This window comes from Streptomyces sp. NPDC111628, from assembly GCF_055635195.1.
The window spans coordinates 199,430-217,400 of sequence record NZ_JBVKBZ010000004.1 but is presented as its reverse complement, the minus strand read 5'-3'; the positions used below and the strand labels follow the sequence as shown (position 1 = coordinate 217,400).

Sequence of the window (17,971 nt, the reverse complement as noted above, 5' to 3'; positions counted from 1 at the left end):
CACATGACCAGCACGTCACCTCACCAGTCCATCCTCGACAAGCCCTTTGTCCTGGACCTCTTCGCAGGGCCCGGTGGGCTGGACGTCGCTGGTCACCGGCTGGGTGTCCCCAGTCTCGGGATCGAGTGGGACAAGAGCGCGTGCCTGACGCGCTACGCGGCCGGCCTGGACACCCTCCACGCCGACGTGAGCGCGGTTCGCAGGGAGTCGTTCGAGTCGCTCCCGCCGGAGATCAACGTGCTCGCCGGCGGGCCTCCGTGCCAGACGTACTCGGTGGCCGGCAAGGGCGCGGGCCGTAAGGCTCTGGAAGAGGTCAAGAAGTTCATCGACCGACTCATGGCGGGCGATCCCGACAAGGAGATCGACAAGGAGCTGAAGAACCTCAGCGATCCTCGAACCGCGTTGGTGCTCGAGCCCCTGCGCTACGCGATTCAGGCGACCCGGAGTCCGAACCGGGGGCACCGGCCGTACGACGTCATCGTCCTGGAGCAGGTCCCCGCCGTGCGGGCGCTCTGGGACCGTTACGCGGAAGTGCTGCAGGAGATCGGCCTCCCCGACGGCACCAAGTACAAGGTCGTCGTCGACGTCCTGGCCACGGAGACCTACGGCGTGCCGCAGACCAGGTCCCGCGCCGTGTTGATCGCCCGTCGCGAAGGACTCGGCGCTCCCTCACTGCCCGAGGCGACCCATCGCGCCTACGAGGCAAGGGCGTGGAGTCGCAGGAACGGCACCGTCGCGGCACCTATGATTCAGCCGACCCTCTGCGACACGGATGTCCCCGAACCGGGAGAGAGCCCCGCGGAGGAGGACGAGGGTCTGGAGCACTGGACGTCGATGGGCGACGCCCTCGCCGAGCCGGTCGGCACGCACCCCGGGCGCAGGACGCCCTTTTTGATCCGGTCGAACTACGGCAGTTCCGGGGACCCGGGACGACGCGGAGTGCGGACCGACCGACAGCCCGCCACCACCGTCACCGGTCGCATCTCGCGCTTCGTTGTCTTCGAACCCGTCGGCGACCACCACCAACACGTCGTGTGTGAGGGTCCGCGGTTCAGCATGAACGAGGCGGGGATGCTGCAGAGCTTCCCACCGGACTACCCGTGGTCGGGTAACGCCCAGGCCCAGCAGGTGGGCAATGCCGTACCGCCGCTCTTCGGGGCCCACCTCCTGAGCGCCGCTCTCTGCCTTCCCACACCGGCCCCGGCGGCGATGCGGAAGCCGTGGGTGCCGGCGACGGAGGAACACCGGGCCAAGTTGCGGAGCCACGGTTGCGGAGCGGCGGACGACTGCACCGCCCGCTGCCCGCGTCCCGAGTAACTCGACGCCGCCGTATCAGTCCTCGTTCTTCCGTCCCCTGACCGGGGCGGTCTCGAACAGCTCGGTGAAGTAGTCGGTGAGCGCGGTCACGGAGTGATCCGGGGCAGGGTCTTCGTCGGGCCCCGCCGGAAGGACGTGGCGCGAGACCGGTGGCGCCGTCTGCGCCTCCTCGATCCAGTCCCGCAGACGCGCCGGGTCTCTGGGCTCGTCCGGTGCGAGAACGTCGTAGATCAAGGTCGCTCCGGCCGCGTTGATGGCCACGCTCAGGCCGTTGATCTCCCGTCCGGTGGTGACCTTTCCGCTTTTCAGGAGGCCGACCAGCGCCTGGGCGGTGGGACGGTGGTCGATCAAGTCGTTCCTGATGACGGTGTGGATGAGGTCCTGATTGCCGCAGGCGACCTCGACCGGCCCGTAGTCCGGCCCGTTCCGGAAGAGTTCGGCCGCCCACCACAGTCGGGAGAAGCACTGTCGGTCCGCAGGTCCCTGGAAGCGCGCCGCAGCCACACGCCGAGACGCATCCGACAGGTGCCGCCACACCACGTAGTCAGGGGCGACAGCCAGCGCCAGGTGGTTCCACAGCCTGCTGTCCGCTGCTTCCTGCCGTGTCAAGCGCAGTGTGGCGTGGAGCCGGGGCGCGAGCCACGCGTCGGCCCGGGTTCGCTCTTCCTCGAAGGCGAACATCACGTCGTCCACCAGGCTGCGGATCGACTCGACCGACCACCTGGCGTCGTCCTCGGGAAGGGGTTCGACGACCTTGGCGAGGTCGACACCACTGTGGACCTCTTCACCTCTGAGCAGACCCTCGGTGAGGAAAGCGTCCGCAGCCGCGCCGGAGAGCAACGCCAGGCGCTCCGGCACGTGGTGGGGCTGGGTGATCACGTCTCGCTCTCCCTGTTCGTCCGTTCCAGGCTGCGGATCATGTAGCCCACCGCCTTGGCGGCCTCGGCACGCCGGACCGCCGCGTAATGGATACGTGTCTGCAACTCGCCCCAACCCGAGTCACCGGTGCGTCGGCGGTGCACGTGGCGCAAGGCCTCCTCGACGTGCACGCCGGGGACGACGTCCGGGAGCATCTCCCGCAGCACCTCGCCCTGCCAGTCGGTCGGGAAGACCGGGCCACCGCCGGGTTCCACCTCCAGGTCGCCGATGGCACCGTGAAAGACCGCCGTCCACACGTCCGTGGCCATCTGCGCGACCAAGAGGTCACGGACCTTGCTTTCCACACCGGATCCGTTGCTGTCCAACAGTCCGACGATGCCGTCGATGTCGGTGTTGACGAACACCGTGGGGACCCGCGCCGTGGTGTCCACGAGCCAGGGGGCGTCGGCGTAGGCATGCAGCCATTCCCTGGAGCTCTTGCTGAACGACGCCTTCCGGACGTCCAGTCGCAGTCCCCTGACCGGCTCGTCGGAGACGGTGTCGACGACCCAGTTCCGGTCGGTCTCGGTGATCGACCGTCCGCGTACTCCGTCGACCGTCCCGACGGCGTACGCGCTGAGGTTGGCTCGTCCCACGTGGTCGTCGCGGAGCAGCTCCAGGAAGCCCGACCAGTCACGGCTGTTCTCCGTGTCCCGCGTGAGGGCCGTCGAGGTACGGACGTTGGTCTCACCATCGGTCAGTACGGCGAGGACACGCAGGTCCGACCAGGCCGCGTCCGGCGCGTCGGCGCCGGGCGGGAGCGTGACCGAGAGACCGATTTGTGCGCTCACCCAGTCCGCGTGGCCCGCGACGCCGAGAGCGACGGCCTGCTCCTGAGTCGAGTAGGCGCTGGTGTCCAGTGGATCGCGGGTGCCGTCGAAGAGCTTGAGGGAGACCGACGTCACCCTGAGCCCGATCGGGCGGCCGAGTCGCTTGTACGGGTAGATCTTCACGCGTCACGCCCCCTTGCCGGCACGCAGTTCGACGACGAGGCGGGTGAGTGTGGTCCGCACCGGGTGGCTGGAGGCATCGGTGGCCCCTCGGAACTTCGCGCGGCGCGTGCCGGGCGGGAAGCGCAGGGTCCCGTCCTCCACCTCGCACCCCTCCACGGCGACGAGTTCCGCCCAGTCGAGGCGCGGACGCCCTCCGGAGCGGACGTCCAACTGGGCGACCGGCACCATCGGGACGATCTCGTCACCGCGTGGGATCTTCACCTCGGCTGTGATCAGCCACTCCCCCTGGTCGCCGATCGTCGCGTCGAGAGCGTCCAGCACCGGCGCCACCGGGCCGGAGGGCACCTTGGCCTTGGGTCGGCTCTTGACGGTCAGCGCCTTGCGCAGGGCCTCCCCGCCTTCGCCTCTGCCACGCTTCGGGCGGGCGACGAGTTCCCGGACCGCGCTGTTGACCTCCGTGGTCAGATTCTGGATCCGTCGATAGGCGGAAGGGGACCAGCGCAGGGTCAGCTCCTCCGTCTGGCCCCAGCGGTCGTGCTCCGGCGGTTCCGCCGCACGCAGGAACTCCTCGGCGTCCTTCGCGAAGGGTGCCGACGCGCCAGCAGCTTCGCCCACCAGGACAACGGCCTGGAAGGGGTTGGTTCCGAGTGGCAGGTTCGGAACCGTGACCTTCCTGACCGTCATGCGATTCCCTCGCAGGGAGTGCACCTGGTTCACGGGAGTATCCCGGTCGCCCGCGGCCTCGGTGACCAGCAGGACCGCCTGGTGAGTGCCAAGCGTGGCCCCCTTGGCTCCGCCGGCAAGTGGCAGCTTCAGTGGAACGTTTCTGGAGGCCACCTGACCCGACTCGGTGAGCCGGTCCACCGTGGTGCCCTCGTAGTGGGCCCGCAGGGCACGCGTGCGGGAGGGCTGCTCGACGGACGGGTCCACCTTCGTCTCGGCCACGACCTCCTCGCCGTTGCGCAGGGCTCGGACCGAGGCCTCCAGCAACGGGAGTCGGCCGCCGCCACCGACCATGGCCGCCCAGAAGTCACGGCCCAGCGCCTCGACCAGACGGCGGTGCATCCTCTCGATGTCGCGGGTGTCCTCCGGACCTTCTTCGTCGCGGGGCCTGCCATCCTGCTCCGAGGACTTTCCTTCGAGGCTGGCCACGTCGTGCGCGCCCACGATGAGGAAGGACGTACCGGGTTCGTCGCTCTCCCGGCTCAGATGGAGGCGGGTCGCGGTCTCCTCGTCCGCCCACCAGGAACGGGCGACCTCGGCACCCTGCGAGTCGGGATCGGGGCGCCCGAACCAGGCAGGCCCCGCGTAAGCACGTCCGTCGACCTCCCGCCAGGGCAGTTCGAGACGGCCGATCACTCGACGCTCGGTACGCCCCTCGTGCGGCACGGACAGGGTGGAGTTGATGAGTACGAGCCCGAGAGCGCTGGTGGCCCACAACGTGGCCTTGCCCAGACCGTAGGAACCACCGGCGGCGGGGCCGGACTTCAGGCTCTCCAGCTGGCGCCGGACGACGGCCGCGAACTTGCCGTCCGCGTAGTCGTCGCCGGTGAGCCCGGAGGCGTTGTAGTCGTCGACCCTCAGCAGGACCAGACGGCCCCTCTCGTACATGTCGCGTACACCGGCGTCGACAACCCTTCCGACCTTCTGGCTCCCGGCGAGCTCCGAGACGGCGGAGTAGTGAGGAAAGAGGTCGTTCCAGAGGATCGCCTCACGGAAGGCGTCCAGATGTTCACCGGTGAGTTCGTGCAGGGTGTAGCGGACCCGGACGGGGCGGCCGTTCTCCGGCAGGCGCTCGTCGAGGCTGTTCTGACACGTCTCGCGCGCGAGGACCTGCACGTCGGCATCGAAGGCGAAGGCTGCGGCGTTGCCCAGGTCCCGGCCGCCGTCGAGATAGCCGGGACGGTGGTACCAGGTGACCGGGAGGCCGGCTTGGGTGTCGGTGGTGCGGGTGTGCACCGTACCGACGTCCGTACCGAGCGCGTTGGCGATCTCCGTCATGACGGTCGGGCGAGGGGTCGACCGCCCGGCGATCCAGGCGGAGACGGCGGCCCGGGTCAACCCGAGTTCCTTGGCCAGTTCGGCCTGCGTCTTCCCCGCCAGCTTGAGCTGCCGGGCCAGCCACGGCCCGAACTCCTCACCTGTCTCCACGCGCCACCTGCTCTTCCTCGGGTCCTAGGGGGAGGCTAATTTGACGGTCGCGATCACGTCAACCAACAGTTAACCGGACGAGGAGGGTCTGATGACTTCGCACCTCTGTCCGATTGATCCGTTTCACCCCCGATGACACTGTCCGCCCCTCGCCGAGAGAGGGGGGAATCTCGAACTCCGCTCGTGAACCCGGAAGTTGGGTTGCCAACGCCGTAAGACCCCGCTATGTTCGCCACGTTGGAATAGCCAACTCGCTCGGGAACCAGAAGTCAGGGGACCGTGCGGCCGGGGAGGAAGTGCGTCCGTACGAGGCGGACACACGCATGGAGAAACATTTTCGGAAAAGGCTGGCAGCTCGCAAGATCCAGCCGCTGGCGTGACCAGCGGGAGAAATCCGTAGCAGGAACCTTTCACTTCATGGGGCGTGGCTCGGTGACACCCCTTTACGGTTGCAAGGAAACGAATCGACAGGGGTGGGACTCTTTGAACGAGGACGACTGCATTCCCTTGCTGCTCTCCCTGCGGGAGTGCAGCGAGATCGACGCGCACATTCGGACTGCGGCGAGCAAGGCTGAAGTGGCCGACATTTTGAACCGGCACGACCTGTCCGAAGACGATTTTCTCGCGGGATTCCCCGACCTGGCGAAGGCTGTCCAGGAGTTGCCGGGCGAAAGCCGCCCCGCAACCTGACGACCTGACACGTCGCCCGCCTGAACCCGGTGCTTCCGAACGTCCGTCGGACGCACCGACCAGCAGCGCACGCCGAACCACGGGCCGGCTCGACACAGCCGGCGAGCCGGCCCGTCACCCAGACTCTCGCCCACTTCGACACCAGGAGCAGAAATCGTGTCGTCCTCGTCCTCAGCAGTGATCGATACCGTCCTCGAACAGTCCTCCCGTGTCTTGCAGACGTATGCCGTGGACTCCGGCCTCGTGGCCGAACACGCCAATGGCGAGCGTCGTATCACGCAGGGCGGATACGGTGACCGTCAGCTTTTCGAGCTCGTACAGAACGCGGCCGACGAAATCGCGAACGAGCCCGGCGGACGGGTCCATGTGGTCCTCACGGAGACCCACTTGTACTGCGCCAACGAGGGAAGTCCGGTGACCGCGGAAGGCGCGGAGACCATCCTTCGGATGAGTATGTCGAAGAAGCGCGGCGGGCAGATCGGACGGTTCGGGGTCGGGGTGAAGTCGGTCCTCGTGGTGACCGACGCTCCGGAATTCTTCAGCCGCACCGGGAGTTTCGGCTTCGACCGCGCCTGGTCGTACGAGGAGATCAAGTCCGTGCCCGGTGTGACGGAGCGCTACGGGCCTGAGTTCGACGCCCCCGTCCTGCGGATGGCCCGTCCGCTCGACATGCGGGCCGAACGCGCCTCCGACTCCGTACTGGACAAGCTGTTGACCTGGGCGACCACGGTCGTCCGGCTCCCGCTGCTCCCGAAGGCCGACGACCGGCTGGGCAAGGACATGCACGGCAACCGCGGCAAGGACCACGGTGAGCCCCGCGAGGAATTCCCGGTCGGGTTCCAGCTCTTCTCGCCGCACGTCGCCAAGGTCGTGCTGGAGGATCACCGCCCGCGGCCCATGGCACGCCGGACGCTGACCGCCCAGCAGTCCGGCGACCTGCACACCGTGACCGAGGAGCGCACCGGGAAGGCGCTCTCCACGGAGCGGTGGCGCGTGTTCACCACCACGCACGAGCCGGGCCCCGCGGCCCGCGCGGACGCCGGAGAGCTGCACGACCGGGTCGCGCTCGACCTGTCGTGGGCCGTCCCCGCGCTGGAACGGGACGCCGAGAGCGGGCTGTACGTCAGCCCTCGATCGCGCGGACGGGGCAAGTTCTGGTCCTTCTTCCCCACCAAGTACGAGACGTCGCTGAGCGGCATCCTCAACGGGGCGTGGAAGACCAACGAGGACCGACAGAACCTGCTCGACTCCTCCCCCTTCAACCAGGAGATGATCAAGGTGTCGGCGCAGTTGGTCGTCGACTCGCTTCCCGGGCTGACCCCGGCCGAGGACCCGGCCGCCTACCTCCCCCTGCTGCCCGGTCGTGTCAAGGAGTCGATCAGCTGGGCGGACGAGTTCCTGACCCGCGAGATCTGGGCCCGCACCGCCACGAGCCCTTCGCTGCCGGACCAGGACGGCGTCCTGCGTGCCCCGAGGCAGCTCCGGGTCCATCCCCGGTTGGACAGGGATCTGAAGCAACTGACGCGATGGCTTCGGATGTGGCACGAGTGTCCCGGACGCCCCTCGAACTGGCTGCACCCGAGCGTCGAGGCCGACGTCCTGCGCTCCGGCAAGGTCGAGCACATCCTCACCGCCGCCGGACACGAGCGGGCCGGGGTCCGCGACTGGCTGGAGGCCCTCGTCGCGACCGGCACCGCCGAGGCGTCGGCGGTGGCCGTCCGCATCCTGGCCGACATGATCGAGAGGCGTTCCTCCTTCGCCGACGAGGCCCGCAAGGCCCGCGTCGTGCTGACCGAGGAGCACGGGCTCGTCGCCCCGGTCCACGGCAAGGTGTTCCGTCGGGCCGAGCACCAGGACGGGCTGCGCGAGTCCACGGTGTACGTCGTCGACGAACTCGCCCAGGACCCGTCGCTGGCGCATGCGCTCAACGTCCTCGGTATCCACGAGGCCGACCCCGAGGGTCGGTTCGCCAGCGTCCTCGATCAGGGCTTCGACCACTACGGAGAGTCGGACTGGGAGCGCTTCTGGGAACTGTTCCGTCAGGCCGGCATCCGTCGGCTGGCCCACAAGGTCCTGGAGCACCTGCCCGACGCGCGCACGACGCTTAGGGTACGGACCGTCGACAAGCACTTCCGGTCGGTCGCGGACTGCATGCTGCCGGGTGTCGTTGTCGACGCCGAGCGCGACCCGAGTGTCGCCGTCGACATGACGTTCCACTCCGACGACACATCCTTCTTCTCACAGATCGGTCTGCGAGAGCGTCCGGCCGGCGGCGTGCAACCGCGCGCCGACGAGCCCTGGTTCGAGGAGTACCGCGCCGCCGTACACGCGGCCTCTCTGCGCAACCTGGACAGCGGCGCCCCGCGCCCGAAGCTGGACCGGATGAAGGTCGAGGGCGCCGCGATCGGTGGTCCCCTGCATCTCTTCCGTGCCTTGTCCGAGGAGTCCCGCGCCGCCTTCCTGAAGGCGCTGCCCGACGACGCCGTGGTGGACAACTGGACGCGTCAGTTCGGCGCCCAGGCCGGCACTCGGCAAGCGGTGACGTCCCCGATCCGCTGGATGCTGCGCAAGTACGGGAGGGTCGCCACCTCCCAGGGGCTCAAGCCGCTGACGGAGGCCGTCGGCCCCCAGCTCGCCGCCTATCGCGATGTGCTGCCGGTCGCCGACATCTCTCCGGAGAAGGCCCGCAAGCTGCGGTTGCCGATCACCGTCGACGAGGTTCCCGCCGACCGCTGGGACGCGCTCCTCGACGACGTGTCCCGCAGTGAGGACGACTCCTTCGTCGGCGCCACCTACGTGATGCTGACCAGGTTCGGGGCGGACTTCCCCGAGGACTCCCTCACCCGCTGCCGGATCGGGGACACCTGGGGCGCCCGCCCCGACAACGAGATCACCCTCGCCGTGGGCGCCGCCGAGTACCGGGCCCTGCGTGCCGAGCAGTTGCCCGCCCTGCTCGTGCCGACCGCCGAGGACGCCGAGCTGATGGTCGAGAAGTGGGGCATGCTCCGCTACGCCGACGTGATCAGTCGGGAGACCCGCGAGGTGCCCGAGGGCGACCCCGTTCCCCTCGTCGAGCTCTTCCCCGCCCTGCGGCAGCGCCTGGGCACCGGCAACCGGAACAGCATGGTGCAGCGGTGCGCCGAGCTGGAGGAGGTCACACGTACTCCCAACGGTACGCACGCCTCTCCCCTGGATGCCGTGCGTCAGGGGGGCACGGTCAAGATCCGTGTGCCGCGGGAGGCCGAGCCCATGCTGCGGCTGATCGACCGCGAGCTCGGGCTCGGCCTGGGCGCGGCCGGCTGCCGCGCGGTGCTGGAGCACCAGGACCGCATGGCCAAGGACAGCGCCCTGAAGGCGGCGCAGAAGGCCGTGCGCGACGCCGAGGACGTCGTGATCAAACTCGAGCTGCTGATCGGGGCCGACGCGCTCAGGGCCGGCCTGCCCGAAGGGCTGATGGACGCCGAGCTGCAGGCGACCGGCGGTGCGGAGCCGTCCGGGCGTCGTATCGCCCAGATGGCGTTCAACGCGCACGGCGACGGGGTGCTCCAGCAGCACGCCCGGGACATCCAGGCGCGCTTCCCCAACGCGCCGGTGGGATACGGAGGTTCGTCCGCCGCCATCGCCTTCGTCTCCGACCTGCGTCTGCCCGTGACGTTCGCCGGTTCCAGGACTCCGTCGCCGCCTTCCTCCGAGACGATCGAGGGGCCCCGGGACTTCCCAAGGCTCCACGACTACCAGGAGGATCTGGTCCGGAACATCTCCACCGTGCTCGACCGGCTCGCCCCGCAGCGCGGCATGCTGTCGCTGCCGACGGGCGCCGGCAAGACACGGGTCACCGCCGAGGCGGTGATCCGTTGGGTGAAGCGGGTCGGCGATCTCAAGGGCCCTCTGCTGTGGATCGCGCAGACCGAGGAACTGTGCGAGCAAGCGGTACAGAGCTGGAAGTTCGTCTGGGGCAAGGTCGGGGCCGAGCGACCGCTGACCATCAGTCGCCTGTGGAGCAACAACGAGGTCGGCAACGTCGTCGATCACCCCCACCTGGTGGTCGCCACGGACGCGAAGCTGGAGCGGTGCCTGGGCACCGATCAGTACGCGTGGCTGCGTGAGCCCGCCCTGGTGATCGTGGACGAGGCACACACCGCGATCTCCAAGCGGTACACGGAGATCCTCGGCCTGATGGGCCTGACCCAGTACGAGACGCATCGGCATCTGCTCGGCCTGACGGCCACCCCGTTCCGCAACACCAACGAGGACGAGACCCGCCGGCTGATCACTCGCTTCGGCAACCGGCGTCTCGACGAAGGCGTGTTCCCCTCCGGCGACCCGTACCGCGACCTGCAGGAATGGGGCATGCTCGCCCAGGTCGAGCATCGCACCCTGGAGGGTGGTCGGATCGTGCTCAACCAGGACGAGAAGACGCACGCCGAACGCATGGCGATGCTGTCCCGTGCCGCCGAGCAGCGACTCGCCGACGACCACGAGCGGAGCATGCGCATCGTCGACTCGGTGGCCGACCTGCCGTCGGACTGGCCGACGCTGCTCTTCGCCACCTCCGTCGACCACGCCAAGTACCTGGCGGCCATGCTCAACGACCGAGATGTTCCGGCCGCCGCCGTGGACTCGACGACCAGTAGGCAGGACCGTCGGACGCGGATCGAGAACTTCAGGAACGGCCGCATCCGTGTGCTCACCAACTACGGTGTTCTGACCCAGGGGTTCGATGCCCCCGCGACCCGGGTCGTGGTGGTGGCGCGGCCGGTCTACAGCACCAACGTGTACCAGCAGATGATCGGCCGCGGACTGCGCGGTCCCAAGAACGGCGGCAAGGACACCTGCCTGATCCTCAACGTCGACGACAACATCGCCAACTTCGACACCTCGCTGGCCTTCACCCAGTTCGAGCACCTCTGGAGCCGTCCGTGACCGACGTCTACCTCGACAGTCCGCAGCTCACCACCGAGCAGCGGGCCGTCGTCAAGCAGCTCTGGGACGCGCGGGTCCTGGTCACCGCCGGGGCCGGCGCGGGGAAGACGCACACGCTGGTGCGTCGGCTCGACGCGCTGTGCGGTCACGAGGACCCGGAGGAGGCGCTGGAGGCCGCCGACATCCTGGTGCTCACCTTCTCGCGGGCGGCCGCCCGCGAGCTGCGCGAGCGCATCACCCGGCACGGGGACCGGGCCCGCCGGGTGCGTGCCCAGACCTTCGACGCCTGGGCATACGGGGTACTCCTCCAGGCGCACCCGGACCGGGACTGGGCCACGACCACCTTCGACGAGCGAATCAGGGCCGCGGCCGAGGCCGTCGAGGAGGGCGCGCTGGAGGCCGGGGACTCGGTCCCGCCCTCCCACGTGGTGATCGACGAGGTGCAGGACCTGCTGGGCGACCGCCGGGAACTGGTGGAGGCCCTGCTCGACCGCTACCAGGAGACCTGCGGTTTCACCGTGGTCGGTGACGCCGCCCAGTCGGTGTACGGCTTCCAGATCGAGGACCCGGCCGAGCGCAACGCCGAGACCGGCCGGTTCTTCGAGTGGCTGCGCCTCTCGTTCCTCGACGATCTGGTGGAGCTGCCTCTCACCGAGAACTTCCGGGCCGTCACCCCGGAAGCACGCGTCGCGCTGGCGCACGGCCCCCGGCTCCAGCGGGTCCGGGACGCGGAGGAGGCCGCCACGCTCTACGAGGAACTGCGCGACCTCCTCCTGGACCCGACGAACTCACTGGGCGACCTCACCGACGAGTACACGCTCCAGGGTCTGCGAGACCTCGACGAAACCTGCGCGATCCTCACCCGCGACAACCGACAGGCCCTGGTGGTCTCCCGACTGCTGCACGAGAACGGCATCGGACATCGGCTGCGCCGCCCTCTCGAGGAGCGGCCGGTGCCCTACTGGGTGGGCGAGATTCTGCGCCGTACCGAGGCGACCGGCCTGTCCGAGGAGCGGTTCCGCTCGCTGCTGAAACAGATCCCGCTCCCCCACGAACCGAACCCAGGCGCCCTGTGGACGGTGTTGCGACGCGCGACCCGCTCGCCCGGGCGGACCGCGCTCGATCTGGACCGGCTGCGCCGCCTGGTCGCCGACGGCCGTTTCCCCGACGAGGCGGCCGACCCGGAGACCGCGCGGATCGTCGTCTCCACCGTGCACCGGGCCAAGGGGCTGGAGTTCGACCGAGTGATCGTCCTGACCCCACCGACCGTCGCGGAACTCCGCAAGCAGTACGGCACCGAGACTGACCTCCCGGCGGAGGCCCGCGCCCTGTACGTGGCGATGACTCGCGCCCGACACGACGTCTACCATGTCCGCTCCCCCGAGTTGCCGATCATCAAGAGGGCGGGGAACCGCAGGACCGGTCGGCGGTTCGTCGGCGGGTGGCGGTCGTGGGACAGGTTCGGTGTGGTGGCCGAGGCCGGCGACGTGTGCCGGGACAACCCGCCCGGTCACGCGACCGACGCCGTGGCGACCCAGACCTACCTCCTGCACGAGGTCGGCCCCGGCTCGGAGGTGCTGCTGCGCAAGCGCCACGATCTGCCGGTGGGCGAGGCCCAGAGCCCGCCGTACGCCCTGCTGCACCGGGGACGGGAGATAGGCGAGGCTTCGGAGCGGTTCCGGCAGGAGCTGTTCCGGGTGCAGAAGGTGAACCGGACCTGGGACCCGTGGTGGCCGGACGAGATCCGCGGCCTGCGGATCGACACCTTGGAGACGGTGACGGGCAGCGTCGCGGCCGGTGCCAACGCCGGCCTGGGCGACCGAGGCGTGTGGACCGTGCCGCGGATCACCGGCATCGGTGTGTTTCGACGGGCTGACAACGACGAGGAGCAGGGCGCATGACGCACGTGGCAGGTCGGCACTCCGAGCACTATCGGGTGCGGGACGAGGAACTCCTCGTGGGACTGCGCAGGGAACTCTTCGGCCCCGCCGAGGACGCGGCACCGGAGGACCGGGACGAGGTCCTCGCCCAGGACGCGCCCATCGACCGCTACCTGACCGGCGTGCTGTATCCGCGTGCCTCGCGGGAGCGGAGGGCCGAGAACGCCGCCGTGCAGGACGGCCTGGACGCGACGCCCGTTCTCGCCCGGGAGGACACCGAGGAGTCCGGTGCCGCGCAGGAAGCCGGTGTCTCGGGCGACAAGCGCCCGTCCTCCATGGGCCTGACCTTCGCGGTCGACCCGGGCAGAGGCAGCACGATCGTGGTCTCGACGCGCGCGGCGGTCTACGAGCCCACCGACGCGGACGGCAACCCGGTCCCCGCCCGCCGCGCCGAGGCCCGGACCGTCGCGGAGCAGCGTGAGTGGTGGCGGCGCAGGGAACTCGAACTCCCCGAGAGGAGCATCGACGTCACCTCCTCCACCCCGGGCGAGGTGATCGTCCTCGTGCCGGACAAGGTCGCGCTGCACGTCATCGTCCGCCGCCACGATCCGGTCAGCGACACGGTCACCGTCACGGTCACACTGATCAACCTGCAAAAGGTCGGTGAGCGGGACCTCCAGGACGCCTTCGCCCTGTTCCAGTGCGGCGTGGTTGTCTGGGCCGCCGACGGCTCCAGCGCCTTCGTCGAACGCCCCGCCCCGGACGCGGCCCCCGACCCGGAGATCGCCACCAGTCGGCTGCTGCACCGCCATGCCCCGACCTTCGCCATCGGCCACGGCTGCGCCGCCGGCTGGGACTGGGTTCCGTCGCCGATCGGCATGACCGACACCCGCAAGGCCGCAGTTCCCGAGGTACGCAGCGAATTCGTACCCAGCGTCGAGGTGCTGCTGACCGACTCCAATCCGGAGATCGACAGCTCGTCGTTGTCGATGCTTGGACTGGCCGAGAAGCCCGACACCGACGTTCTGGCCGCGCTGGAGGCACTGGCCACGGGGTACGAGGATTGGATCGCCCGCAAGTCGGCGGAAGCCGTCGCTCTGGCGGGCAGTCCCCACGAACAGCCCGCCCGGGACCAGGTGGACGTCTGTCGCGAGGCGCTCGGCCGGATCCGCGAGGGCATCGAGCTGCTGCGAGCCAAGCCCGACCTGATGCGGGCATTCCGGCTCGCCAACCGGGCCATGGCCGACCAGCGGGCCCGCAGCGCCTGGGTGAAGGGTGGACGCGTCGGCAGCCCTGATCCGTCCTCCGGCCGCTGGCGTCCCTTCCAGATCGCCTTCCTGCTGCTCTGCATGGCCGGCATCGACGACCCCGAGCACGACGATCGGAAGATCTCCGACCTGCTCTGGTTCCCCACCGGTGGCGGCAAGACCGAGGCCTACCTCGGACTGATCGCCCTGACGTCCTTCCTGCGCCGCATCCGCAAAGGCACGAACGGTGGCGGTGTCACCGTCCTCATGCGCTACACGCTGCGGCTGCTCACTCTGCAGCAGTTCGAACGTGCGGCGATCCTGCTCTGCGCCATGGAACACATGAGGCACCACACGCCCGAGCTGGGCGACGAGCCGTTCTCCGTCGGCATGTGGGTGGGACGCTCGGCCACCCCGAACACGCTGGCCGAAGCCGCCGGGAGGCTCGACGAGCTGCGCGCCGACCTCGACAAGCGTCTCGCCACCGAGAACCCCGTCCAGTTGCACGCCTGCCCTTGGTGCGGGACGCGGCTCGACGCCCGGGACTACGGAGTCGACGAGGACGCCAAGCGGATGTACATCCGCTGCCCCGGGGCAGACTGCGACTTCTCCGGCGGCCTTCCCGTCCACCTGATCGACGAGGCGGTGTACGACGCACGTCCGACGCTGGTGATCGCCACCGTCGACAAGTTCGCCTCGATGCCGTGGCGCCCCGCGACCTCCGCACTGTTCAACCTGGACGACCCGACCGACGGCACTCCTCCCCCCGAGCTGATCGTCCAGGATGAGCTCCACCTGATCTCCGGCCCCTTGGGCACCCTCACCGGCCTCTACGAGACCGCGGTGGACGCGCTGGCCGAGCGGCCCAAGGTGATCGCCTCCACGGCGACCATCCGTCGCGCCGCCGACCAGGGCCGCCACCTCTTCGCCCGCGAGGTGCGGCAGTTCCCGCCCGCCGGCCTGGACTCCCGCGACTCGTGGTTCGCCGTGGAGACCCCTCGCGAGGAGAAGGCGAGCCGCCGCTACGTCGGCCTCCTGGCACCCGGCACCAGTCAGTCCACCTTGTTGATCCGCACGTACGCCACATTGCTGCACCGGGCCCTGCACGCGGACACCGACGACAAGGTGCGCGACGCCTACTGGAGCCTCATCGGCTACTTCAACAGCTTGCGGCTGCTCTCCGCGGCCGAGCTCCAGGTCCACGACGACGTGGTGGCCTATCTCGAGCTGCTCGCCGACCGCGAGGGCGTGGCCGTGCGCTCGGTGGCCAACTACTCGGAGCTGACCAGCCGGATCGACGCCAGCGAGATCCCCACGCGCCTCAAGGGCATCGAGAAGAAGCTCCCGGACGAGGACACCGTAGACGTCCTGCTCGCCACGAACATGATCGCGGTGGGTGTGGACGTGGACCGGCTCGGGTTGATGGCCGTGATGGGCCAACCGCAGACGACCGCCGAGTACATCCAGGCCACGAGCCGCGTCGGCCGCGCCCATCCCGGCCTGGTCACCATCATGCTCAACTCGGCGCGAGCCCGAGACCGCTCGCACTACGAGAACTTCCAGCACTACCACTCGGCCCTCTACCGCGAGGTCGAGTCCACCTCAGTGACCCCGTTCTCCGCCCGCGCGCGTGAACGAGGACTGCACGCGGTGATCGTCGCTCTCGCACGCATCCTGATCCCGGCCGCCCGCCCGAACGGGGGCGCCGGTCAGGTCGAGACCTACGAGCCCACCCTTCGTGGCCGCATCAGGTCCCTGCTCCTGGACCGCGTCCGCGCGGTCACTCCCTCGGAGGCCGAGGCCGTGGAGCAGGGCTTCGACGAGTTCGTCGACTGGTGGTGCAAGGAGGCCGACATCCACGGCGAGTTGCTCTTCGAACCGAAGCGGGGCAGCCGCGCCCCTTCGATCCTGAAGTCGTACGACGACGAGTCCGAGGACCGCGAGGCGTGGCCCACTCTGTGGAGTCTGCGCGATGTCGACGCCGAGTCCGCCCTGTTCATGGAGGGAAACCGATGACCCCACTCCCCGCCCGCCGTCGTCGGAACGCTGCGAACGGCACCGCCCCGTCCCACAACCTGCCCCGCCGCGGCACGGTCCGCCGGGCTCAGGCGATCAGCACGTACGGCGTCGGGTCGCTCATCGCCGTCGACCACGAGTCCTTCGTCGTATCGGGTCTGGACGAGGCCGACCGCAGCTGGCGCGAGGACGAGTCACCCGTCGTCCATGAGCGGCGACTGGCCCGGCTGCTGGACGTCGACTTCTTCCGGTTGCCGCCAGCGTCCGACGACACCAGCAAGGACGGCCTTCGGGTCCGCCGCTTCCCCTTGATGCACTCGTGTCCGGAGTGCAACGACCTGCAGCCCCACCGCGATTTCTCACCGCCGGCCGGTCGAAGCGTCTGCGGCACGTGCGAGGTGGGCCTCGTCCCCTCCCGTTTCGTCGTCGCCTGCGAGGCGGGGCACCTCGACGAGTTCCCCTACTGGCAGTGGGTGCACCGCTCGCCCGACCGTGATTCCACGAGGATCGGGAAGTGCGGCGGCAAGCTCAGGATGCGCACGACCGGGCGCACCTCTTCACTCCGCTCCATCGTCATCTCCTGCACCTGTGGTCAGGTGCCCGAGGTCTCGATGGAGGGTTCCTTCCGCCGGAACGCGTTGAAGGACCTGCGTCTCACCTGCCGGGGCGCCCGTCCGTGGCTCGGCCTTTCCGCCACGGACCCGGCGGGGTGCGGGCTTCCCGTGCGCACCCTGCAACGCGGTTCCTCGTCGGTGTGGCAGCCGGTGCTCAAGTCGGCACTCTCCATCCCCCCGTGGAGCAGCGGCCGTGCGGATCCACTCGCCGCACACTGGTCCAAGCTGAGGGGGTACGACAACCCCGCGCGCATCGAGGGCTATCTCGATGCTGTCTTCGGTGACGACAAGTGGCCTCTTCCCTTGGAGGAAATCCTGACGCTGCTCGACGCCGAACGCGAGGAGGACCTGGACGGCGAGACGGCACCCACCTTCGACCACCGCTACCGCGCCCTGCGCAACAAGGAGTACGAGCGTCTGCGCTCCGGCAATGACGAGAGCGAGCAGTCCCGTGACGAGCAGTTCGTTTGCGAGACGCCGCTCGGTGATCCGAGCGTGCTCCAGCCTCTCGGGATCACCGGCCCGATGCTCGTCAAGAAGCTGCGCGAGGTGCGGGCCCTCAAGGCGTTCACCCGTCTCCTCGACGCCGAGTCGACGACCGACCCGCAGGAGATGCCGCTCTCCCAGAAGCCGCTGCGCTGGCTGCCGGCCATGGAGGTCCGGGGTGAGGGTGTCTTCCTGCGCCTGGACGAGAGCCGCCTGGAGGCCTGGGAGAAGGCACCCGAGGTGGCGGCCCGGGTAGAGCGCATGCGTACCGCTCATCAGCGGGTACTCGATCAGCGGGCCGACGATCCGAGCCTGGCCGTGTCGTCCCCGGCGACACCTCGCATGGTGCTGGTGCACACCCTGGCCCATGTCCTCATCAACGAGTGGAGCCTGGGGGCGGGTTACCCGTCTGCATCCTTGCGCGAGCGCCTGTACGCGGCGGACGACATGGCCGGGATGCTCATCTACACGGCGACGAGCGACTCCGCGGGCAGCCTCGGCGGTCTCGTCGTCCAGGGCGAACCGGAACTCCTCGACAGCACGGTGCGCTCGGCCCTCCGCCGCACCGAGTGGTGCTCCTCCGACCCCCTGTGCATGGAGGCCGACGCGGCGCGCTCGACCGAGACAAACCTCGCCGCCTGTCACGCCTGCGTGATGCTCCCGGAGACGAGCTGCGAGCACAACAACATCCTGCTGGACCGCGCACTGCTCGTCGGCACGCCGGATGCGCCCTCCCTGGGATTCTTCGCGCCCGTCACCGTGGGCTGAAGCCTGAC

The 17,971-nt window shown here is 69.3% G+C and carries 9 protein-coding genes; 6 read left to right on the top strand and 3 right to left on the bottom strand.

The annotated features are described in order from the left end of the window. The first annotated feature begins 3 nt into the window (after positions 1–3). Positions 4–1,317, top strand: a complete 1,314-nt coding sequence (locus ACZ7MF_RS22930) for a DNA cytosine methyltransferase (protein WP_471479249.1) — start codon at positions 4–6, stop codon at positions 1,315–1,317. Between the two features lie 15 nt (positions 1,318–1,332). On the opposite strand, the gene ACZ7MF_RS22925 is transcribed toward ACZ7MF_RS22930, so the two are convergent. The 3 genes from ACZ7MF_RS22925 to ACZ7MF_RS22915 are packed head-to-tail and all read right to left on the bottom strand — an operon-like array spanning position 1,333 to position 5,339. Next, on the bottom strand, positions 1,333–2,196 hold the full coding sequence (locus ACZ7MF_RS22925; protein ID WP_471479247.1) for a DUF6339 family protein: 864 nt from the start codon (positions 2,194–2,196) through the stop codon (positions 1,333–1,335). Beyond that, a complete protein-coding gene (locus ACZ7MF_RS22920; protein ID WP_471479245.1) occupies positions 2,193–3,188 on the bottom strand; it encodes a hypothetical protein in 996 nt (331 codons plus the stop codon). Before ACZ7MF_RS22920 ends, ACZ7MF_RS22925 begins: the two co-directional genes overlap by 4 nt. 3 nt (positions 3,189–3,191) lie before the next feature. Next, on the bottom strand, positions 3,192–5,339 hold the full coding sequence (locus ACZ7MF_RS22915) for a helix-turn-helix domain-containing protein (protein ID WP_471479243.1): 2,148 nt from the start codon (positions 5,337–5,339) through the stop codon (positions 3,192–3,194). A 483-nt stretch (positions 5,340–5,822) separates the two neighbouring features. Here ACZ7MF_RS22915 and ACZ7MF_RS22910 point away from each other — a divergent pair, with 483 nt between their 5' ends. The 5 genes from ACZ7MF_RS22910 to drmB all read left to right on the top strand — a co-directional run bounded on the left by ACZ7MF_RS22910 (position 5,823) and on the right by drmB (position 17,963). Continuing rightward, positions 5,823–6,029: a hypothetical protein gene (locus tag ACZ7MF_RS22910; RefSeq protein ID WP_471479240.1), complete on the top strand. Its 207-nt coding sequence runs from the start codon at positions 5,823–5,825 to the stop codon at positions 6,027–6,029. A gap of 156 nt (positions 6,030–6,185) precedes the next feature. After that, positions 6,186–10,952, top strand: a complete 4,767-nt coding sequence (locus ACZ7MF_RS22905; protein WP_471479238.1) for a DEAD/DEAH box helicase — start codon at positions 6,186–6,188, stop codon at positions 10,950–10,952. Then, positions 10,949–12,853: a UvrD-helicase domain-containing protein gene (locus ACZ7MF_RS22900; protein WP_471479236.1), complete on the top strand. Its 1,905-nt coding sequence runs from the start codon at positions 10,949–10,951 to the stop codon at positions 12,851–12,853. Before ACZ7MF_RS22905 ends, ACZ7MF_RS22900 begins: the two co-directional genes overlap by 4 nt. Then, on the top strand, positions 12,850–16,095 hold the full coding sequence (locus tag ACZ7MF_RS22895; protein ID WP_471479234.1) for a helicase-related protein: 3,246 nt from the start codon (positions 12,850–12,852) through the stop codon (positions 16,093–16,095). The genes ACZ7MF_RS22900 and ACZ7MF_RS22895 overlap by 4 nt, the downstream gene beginning before the upstream one ends. Further along, on the top strand, positions 16,092–17,963 hold the full coding sequence (drmB, locus tag ACZ7MF_RS22890; protein WP_471479232.1) for a DrmB family protein: 1,872 nt from the start codon (positions 16,092–16,094) through the stop codon (positions 17,961–17,963). Before ACZ7MF_RS22895 ends, drmB begins: the two co-directional genes overlap by 4 nt. Positions 17,964–17,971: the final 8 nt, after the last annotated feature.